We start from the raw sequence: 7,385 nt of genomic DNA, 5'->3' as shown, positions 1-7,385 counted from the left end.
CCCTCCGGGACCACCAACGCCGCCAGCCGGCCCGGGGCCGCCAATGCCGCCAACGCCACCCGGGGCGCCTGGCCGGCCAACGCCGCCTGGGCCTCCCGGTCCGCCAACACCGCCTGGGCGGCCTGGGCCGCCGGGGCGGGCGAGGCCGGGCTTGGAGCCCTGCCCGGGCCGATACCGGTCAGGGTCGGGCCGCCACGGCTTGGTGTTGCCGATGTTGTTSCCGCTGCCGATGGTGTTGCCGCCGCCGATATTGATCTCGTTGCCGATATTGATGTTTCCGCGCCCGGGTGCGCCGGGATAGCCGGGCCGGTAGCCGGGATAACCCGGCCAGCGCGGCGGATAGACCGCGCCGGTGCCCCAGTTCCACGGGTTGTTGTACATCACGGCGCCGACGGCGATGGCCGTCCCGAAGGTCAGGAGCGCGCCCGGGACGGCGGAGGCGACCGGCTCGTAGACGACGCCGGGGTCGTAACTCGGAACATAGATCACCTCCGGTTCCGCCGGCTCGATATAGATGACGTTGCTGGATCCCTCGGTCTTCTGGACGACGGTCTGTTGCGGCGTCGACTTCAGGGCTCCACCCTTTGCCGCCTGGGCTCGGAGATCCTGGATGACGGCCGCGACATCCGTCGGCTGGTAGACGAAGGCGTCGCCGAGATCGCTCGTCCAGTCGAGGTTCTCGTTCATCTGCTTGATCAGGTCGGGAAACCGGATCAGCGCCTTGACGCTGGCATCCCAGTTCATGGCGTCGGCTGCCGTGAAGTCGGCCTTCTCGACGGCCGCCTTGTTGCGCTCGATCCAGCGCGCCGCCTGCACGATATCGAGCGGATAGGCCGAGGCCGGCAACAACTGGGCGAGCAGCGGGTCGGGGTAGAGCGCGATCGGCTTCACCAGCGGCTCGATCTCCGCACGGGTGAAGACCGTGTCCGCTGCCTGCGCCGGTGCAGCCTGTGGCGCTGGTGCGGCCTGCTGGGCGAATGCGGCGCCGAGGCCCGGGAGAAAGACGCTGGCCGGAGCCAGCGCCAGCGCCATTGCGGATAGGGCGATCATTCCGTGTCGCATGCCGTCCTCGCGCTCAAATGTCTGCAACCAAGCCGGTCCATCACCATCCGGCCCCTATCTGAAACGACCCACATTCACGATCTGGACGCGCCGATTGGCTGCTGCGTCCGGGTTCTTCCGGTTCTGCAACTGCTCTTCGCCGAGGCCGACCGAGACAATCCTGGCTGGGGCGATGCCGAATGTGGTGACCAGCGCGTCGCGAACAGCATCGGCCCGCTTCTGGCTCAGCGTCAGGTTGGACTTGCGGTCGCCGACCGCATCGGTGTGGCCGACGATGAGGAACTTGTATTCTCGTAAGGTCGGGTGGAGCAGGGAGTCGGCGATCACGCCGACCGTGCGGAATGATGCAGGGCGGATCACCGCCGAGCCGGTCCGGAACTGGATCTCGACCGTAAACTGCGAGAGATTGTCCAGTTCCTGCGAGAGAGGCTCGCGCAGCGAGGCATCCGGCCCGCGGTTGGCGGCGACACTGTCGACGGCCCGGCGCCGGAGCGCGGCGACGTCGATGGATTTCGACTGGTCGAGGACGTTCAGCGTCTCGATCAGTTGCGTGTCGTTGAGCCGCTCCTGGGCGTGCACGGTTGCGGGGGCGAGGGCGATTGCGGCGGAGAAGACGAGGGCGATGGGCTTCATCGGGTGCATTGTCCCTTCAGTTCCAGCCGGCATCGACGATGGCCTGCTTGCAGCTGCTGCTGACGACCTTGGACGCGGTCAGCAGGCACTGCAGCCTGTAGCCGTCGTGGGGCTGCACGCCGCTGCAATATTGACCAAGGTCGCGCTCGCAGACCTTGACTGCGGCAGCCTGGGCATTGGCCCGCTTCGCGAGCGACTGGAAGACTTCGGCCGAAGCGGCCTTGCAGCCCACCGATAGCCGCGCCTGGTTCCGATCAAGGCACGTTTTGACGGCGCCGCCGCCAAGCGAAACCTTCGAGCAAAGCTTGTCGATGTCCGAACCGCAGGACTTCGCCAGCCGATCATAGGCTTCGGCGAAGGTGAGCGGCTGGGCGGAACCGGCCAGTGGGATGACCAGGCTAGTTAGCAGGCAGGTTGCGGCGAGGGCTCTGCGTAGACTCACGATCGTCTCCCTGTGTTCGGTCGGTAATCCCTTGCGCTCTCTTTTCTGCCCGCCCTAGGGGGAGGTCAGAAAAGAGAGCGTATCCGAAGGTTCCAGCCAATCAAGCGGTCAGGCGATTTCAGCGAGACCGGCGTTCTTGGCGCCGGAAAACGCCAGGGGGATGAGTTGATCGATCAGGGCGAGCGCGAAGACATCTGGAGCGCCGGCATTAGAGAATGTCGGCAGCTTCCGAGTTTCGTCGTGACAGGGGGCGAACAGAGGCCGCGCTTGTGGCGCGGTCGGATGAAGGGAGAAACAGCCCGGCGCATGGGCCGGGCTGTTTGCAGATCCAGAGTGTCCGGCTCAGAACTTGTAGTTCACGCCGACGCGAACGATCCCGCCGCCGCCGCCGCCACTGGTGGTGGCGGTATAGATTCCGGCCGGGAGCACGCCGCCCGCGGGGTTTTGGAAGACCCGGGTCTGTCGGCCCTCGCCGGTATCGACGTAGAGACCTTCGAGCTTGACCGTCCAGTTATTGGTGAAGGCGTATTCGACGCCGCCACCGATGGTCCAGCCGGCATTGCTTGTCGTGTTGCCGGTCAGTGGGTTGCTGTTCAGGCCGCCATAGGCCAGACCGCCCGTGATGTAGACCAGGGTCCGATCGAAGGCGTAACCGATGCGGGCGCGCACGGTGCCGAAATACCCGCCGTCACCACCGCCATTATTTGCCCACCAGGTGTATTGCCCCCAGGACATATTGCCGTTCGATCCGACATACTGGATATCGGTCTCGAGACCGTAGACCCACGCGCCGGATTGCCAGTTATAGCCGATCTGGCCGCCGCCGACGAACGTGCCGTCGCCGCTATTGCCGCCCAGAATTCCGGAAGAGCCAGCTGTCGGCCCGGTAATGGTGATGTTACCCGAGTCGGCCCAGCCCATGCCGGCGTTGAGGCCGATGTAAAATCCGGCCCAGGTGAAGACGGGAGCGTAGACGATCGGGGGAGGCGGCGCTTGGCGGCTGGGAAGATCGGCCGAGAGGGCCGACGTCGCCAGGCAGGTTGCAAGGACGGCGGTGGATACAAGTCCTAGTCGCATGGTGTCCTCCGAAGTCAGGAATAGGCCAGCCTATCTGTTGCACATCAAATTGCGGCGGTGAACCCGAATAATCGGCCTAATTTACTGATGGATGTCAAATATTCCCGATAGCGACAATTTGATCACTTAGCCAATTATGAATGCGAATTCTCGATGACGTGAGGTCAATCAATCCATGGGTGCGCCTTGAAGGTTGTCAGGACGGGGATACCGGAGTGTCTTTGATCTCGGCGGTCGCGCAATGCGTATTCGGAGCGGCGATGATTGGCCGAAATGGGGTTGGGTCATCGGGCGCGTGCGAATAATCTTGTGCGCGAGGCCGGCCGAGCCCATAACCAGCCTGCCAGGAATGACGCGGACGGTTGTCTTGCCTCAGGCTGCGGCTGCGGCTGGCCCGGCGTCAAACATGGTGTTCTGGGGCGGCCAGGGGTGGCCAAGGGGGCAGCAAAGACGGTTCATCGATCCAAAGGAGTTTTGCCATGAGCGATGTCTTCAATCCGGACGTGATCTCTCGTCGACATGCCCTTTCCTTCTTGTGGTCGGCGGCTGCACTGGGCCTCGCAGGGGCTGCCACAGTCCTGACAAGTTCACCTTCCGAGGCCGAGACCGCGGGCATGGATCGACGCGGCGACAGGCGCACCGGGCGCGGGGAGCGACGCGACGTTCGCCGCACCGGACGCACCGATCGGCGTGAGGAGCGCCGTCAGTGAGTGGCTGCTGAAGGTACAGCGGAAGAGCGGGATACGATGGCGGCCCCTCTGCGCACCATCCCTGCGTAGGGATGTGGTCGCCACCGTCTCGCGCGCCATTTGAATCTCAAGCCCGGTACGGCGACGCCGCTCACGCCAGCGACGGAAGGTCCTCCGCAGTGCGCGTCACTCTGCCAGCATGATCTCGGCCGCACGCTCGCCGACCATCATCGCCGGAGCGTTGGTGTTGCCGGAGGGGATCGTCGGGAAGATCGAGGCATCGGCGATGCGCAGGCCGCTGAGGCCATGCACCCGCAGGCTCGCATCGACAACTGAATCCGCAGGATCGGGCCCCATCCGGCAGGTGCCGCAGGGGTGGAAGACCGAATAGGCCTGCTGCCGGATGGCGTCGATCTGCGCCTCGTCATCGGCGCAGTCCGGCCCCGGACGGATCTCGCGCTCGATCAGGGCGGCGAAGCTCGGCGCCGATGCCAGGCGGCGCAGGAAGCGTGCACCGGCCAGGATGTCGCGGATATCCTCCGGATCGGAGAGATAGTTCGGCTCGATCACCGGGGCGACATGGGGATCGGCCGAGCGGATCGCGACATGCCCGCGGCTGCGCGGCCGGCAGGGCGAGACGCTGGTGCTGAAGCCGGAGAACGGATCGGGCTTCATCAGGGCGCGCACGCCGGGCAGGGCGCGCTCATAGCTCAGCGGCGAGAAATAGAGCTGCATGTCCGGACGCTCGAGCCCCGGCCGCGTCTTGAAGAAGCCGCCGCCCTGATTGACGCTGAGCGAGAGCGGGCCGCTGCGGTGAAGCGCATAGTGCAGCGCCATGCCGATGCGGCCGGGCCAGGAGAGCAAGGCCTCGTTCAGGCTGGGCCGCCTGGACCGGTAGACATGGTCGTAGCAGAGATGGTCCTGGAGATGGGCGCCGACCGCCGGCAGGGCGTGCAAGGGCGTGATGCCATGCTGCGCCAGAAGCGCGGGCGCGCCGATGCCGGAGAGCTGCAGGAGCTGGGGCGAATTGATTGCGCCCGCCGCGACGATGATCTCGCCGGCGGTGCGGAAGCTGACGGGCGCGCCGTCGCGTTGCCCTTCGACGCCGACGGCGCGGCGCCCCTCGAACAGGATGCGCGAGGCGAGCACGCCCGTCTCGACCTTGACGCGCCCGGTCTTGCGGGCCGGATGCAGATAGGCGCGTGCCGCCGATTCACGCAGGCCGCCGCGCGTCGTGATCTGGTAGATGCCGGCGCCCTCGCAGCTTTCGCCGTTGAGATCGGGGTTGAAGGGCAGGCCGGCCTCTTGCGCCGCCTTGACGAAGATCGGGGTCAGCGGGTGGACGACCGAGGCGATGTCCTCGACATGCACGGGGCCGCCCGCGCCATGCCACTCTGACGCGCCGAGCGCATGGTCCTCCATGCGGCGATAGGCGGCGAGCACCTCGCGCCAGCCCCAGCCGGGATTGCCCATCGCCTCCCAGCCGTCGAAATCCTCGCGCTGGCCGCGCATATAGACCATCGCATTGATCGCGCTCGACCCCCCGACGACCTTGCCGCGCGGCTGGTAGATCTGGCGGCCGGCGAGGGCGGGCTGGCTTTCCGTCCGGTACATCCAGTTCAGGCGCGGGTGGTAGAAGGTTTTGCCGTAGCCGATCGGCAGATGCAGCCAGGGGCTCAGGTCGCGCGGCCCGGCTTCCAGCACGAGGATGCGGCCGCGCCCGGCCAATGCGAGGCGCCCGGCCAGCGCGCAACCGGCCGAGCCCGCGCCGATGACGATGACATCCCATTCCTCCAAGATGGACTCCCTGCCGCTTCCGGCGCTGCCTGAACATCAGGCTCGCGATGTGTTTGCATCGGCTTTCCCCGAAAACCGCGATCCACGTTTCGGGCCGATGTCTTAGGTTGGATTGGGCTTGTCGCTAAGGACCATTCTGTTCGAAGCGCCAGTCCAATCGGTGGGGATCAGGCCGGCGATCAGGCCCAGGATCAGGTCGAATTGAGATCGTCGATCGCCTGGCGCAGGCCAAGCACGCCGGCCTGGATCTGCGCCGGCGTGAAGCCGCTGAAGCCGAGCACGAGCCCGTCGCGCTCCACCGGCTCCAGGCTGAAGCGGCTGATCGGCGCCACCGTGATGCCGCGCCGGGCGGCGGTCTGCGTCACCGCAACGGCATCGAGCCCCTCGCGCAGGAAGCCGATCGTGTGCATGCCGGTATGGGTGGGCACGACGGTGAGAGCGCCCGCCAGATGCGCATCCGCCGCGGCGATCAGCGCCTGGTGGCGCTCCTGGTAGAGCTTGCGCATGCGCCGGACATGGGTGGCGAAATGGCCCTCGACGATGAAGTCGGCGACGATGCCCTGCAGCGCCGTCGGCACGCCCGGCGAATAGGCGTCGAGGCAGATGCCGATCTGCTCGGCGAGCTGCGGCGGGGCGACGAGGAAGCCGAGGCGCAGCGAGGGGAACAGCGTCTTCGAGAAGGTGCCGACATAGATCACGCGACCGGTCAGGTCGATGCTGGTCAGCGTCGCCATCGGCGCGCCCTGGAAGCAGAACTCGCCGTCCCAGTCATCCTCGATGATCCAGGCGGAACTCGCCTGCGCCGCCTCCAGCAGGGCCAGCCGCCGTTCCAGGCTCATCTTGGCGCCGAGCGGCTGCTGGTGCGAGGGTGTGACGAAGGCGAGCTTGAAATCCGGCGCGCGGCGCAGGCCTGCCTCGACGATCAGGCCGGCCTCGTCGACCGGCACCGGCACGATATCGGCACCCGACAGGATCAGGCTGTTGCGGGCGCCGATCGCGCCCGGATTCTCGAACCAGACCTTGTCGCCGGGATTGATCAGCGTCGCGGCGAGCAGCTGGAAGGCCTGCTGGGCGCCGGCGACGATGAAGATCTGCTGCCATTCGCAGGCAATGCCGCGGTTGAGCCGCAGATGCGCGGCGATCGCCTGGCGCAGCACCGCCTCGCCATGGGGATCGGGATAGCCCAAAACCTGCTGGCGGGCCTTGCGCCAGTGCCGGCCGGAAAGCTTGGCCCATTGCGCCATCGGGAAGGCGTCAAAAGCCGGCATCGCCGTAGTGAAGGCGCGCGGCTGGTGCGGCAGGCGCGTGCCGAACAGTTTTGAGGCGGAATCCATCGCCTGCGCCAGCCGGAGTTTTGCGGTCGGCACGGCTACCGCCGCGGTCACTGGGGCCGGCCGCTCGCTCGCCAGCGCCTGGCTGACATAGGTGCCGGCACCGACGCGGGTCTCGACCAGCCCCTCGGCGGCGAGCCGGTCGAAACTCTCGACGATGGTGGTGCGGGCCACGCCGAATTCCTGCGCCAGCGTGCGCGTCGCCGGCAGGCGCTCGCCGACCTTGAGCGCGCCGCTCAGGATGAGTTCGCGCAAGCCCACGCAGACCTGGACGCTGAGCCCATGCTGCCCCTGTCGATCCAGCACGATCGATTGCAGCAGGACACCTTCTTCGCGTTTGACCATATCGCTCCA

The 7,385-nt window shown here is 66.7% G+C and carries 7 protein-coding genes; 1 reads left to right on the top strand and 6 read right to left on the bottom strand.

The features are described 5' to 3' along the window. The 4 genes from AC1DGP_RS20315 to AC1DGP_RS20300 form a co-directional block, all read right to left on the bottom strand. The coding region (locus tag AC1DGP_RS20315) for a DUF3300 domain-containing protein (RefSeq protein ID WP_476832462.1) at positions 1 to 1,050 on the bottom strand (1,050 nt) is incomplete at its 3' end. A gap of 66 nt (positions 1,051 to 1,116) precedes the next feature. Continuing rightward, positions 1,117 to 1,695 carry an OmpA family protein gene (locus AC1DGP_RS20310; protein ID WP_441509204.1) on the bottom strand — a complete coding sequence of 193 codons (579 nt, stop codon included), beginning with the start codon at positions 1,693 to 1,695 and terminating at the stop codon, positions 1,117 to 1,119. 16 nt (positions 1,696 to 1,711) lie between these two features. After that, a complete protein-coding gene (locus AC1DGP_RS20305) occupies positions 1,712 to 2,137 on the bottom strand; it encodes a hypothetical protein (protein ID WP_441509203.1) in 426 nt (141 codons plus the stop codon). A 342-nt stretch (positions 2,138 to 2,479) separates the two neighbouring features. After that, the gene (locus tag AC1DGP_RS20300; RefSeq protein ID WP_476770537.1) at positions 2,480 to 3,214 is read right to left on the bottom strand and encodes an outer membrane protein; all 735 of its coding nucleotides are present in this window, start codon (positions 3,212 to 3,214) and stop codon (positions 2,480 to 2,482) included. A gap of 479 nt (positions 3,215 to 3,693) precedes the next feature. Between AC1DGP_RS20300 and AC1DGP_RS20295 the strand changes: the two genes are divergently transcribed. Further along, on the top strand, positions 3,694 to 3,924 hold the full coding sequence (locus AC1DGP_RS20295; protein ID WP_441506670.1) for a twin-arginine translocation signal domain-containing protein: 231 nt from the start codon (positions 3,694 to 3,696) through the stop codon (positions 3,922 to 3,924). A 165-nt stretch (positions 3,925 to 4,089) separates the two neighbouring features. Here the strand turns inward: AC1DGP_RS20295 and AC1DGP_RS20290 are convergent, their stop codons facing one another. Then, positions 4,090 to 5,700, bottom strand: a complete 1,611-nt coding sequence (locus tag AC1DGP_RS20290) for a GMC family oxidoreductase (protein ID WP_441506671.1) — start codon at positions 5,698 to 5,700, stop codon at positions 4,090 to 4,092. Positions 5,701 to 5,891: 191 nt separating this feature from the next. After that, positions 5,892 to 7,376, bottom strand: coding sequence for a MocR-like pyridoxine biosynthesis transcription factor PdxR (pdxR, locus tag AC1DGP_RS20285; protein WP_441506672.1), 1,485 nt, complete (start codon positions 7,374 to 7,376; stop codon positions 5,892 to 5,894). Positions 7,377 to 7,385 lie beyond the last annotated feature (9 nt).

The sequence above is a fragment of the Allobosea sp. 05T433 genome (assembly GCF_056396065.1).
Note: the sequence above shows the minus strand (reverse complement) of the source record. Positions and strands in the feature narration are given on the sequence as shown.

Excerpts from the sequence above, each read along its gene's own strand:
- AC1DGP_RS20295 (WP_441506670.1), top strand. The coding sequence starts at position 3,694 with ATGAGCGATGTCTTCAATCCGGACGTGATCTCTCGTCGACATGCCCTT.
- pdxR (WP_441506672.1), bottom strand. The coding sequence starts at position 7,376 with ATGGTCAAACGCGAAGAAGGTGTCCTGCTGCAATCGATCGTGCTGGAT.
- AC1DGP_RS20310 (WP_441509204.1), bottom strand. The coding sequence starts at position 1,695 with ATGAAGCCCATCGCCCTCGTCTTCTCCGCCGCAATCGCCCTCGCCCCC.
- AC1DGP_RS20300 (WP_476770537.1), bottom strand. The coding sequence starts at position 3,214 with ATGCGACTAGGACTTGTATCCACCGCCGTCCTTGCAACCTGCCTGGCG.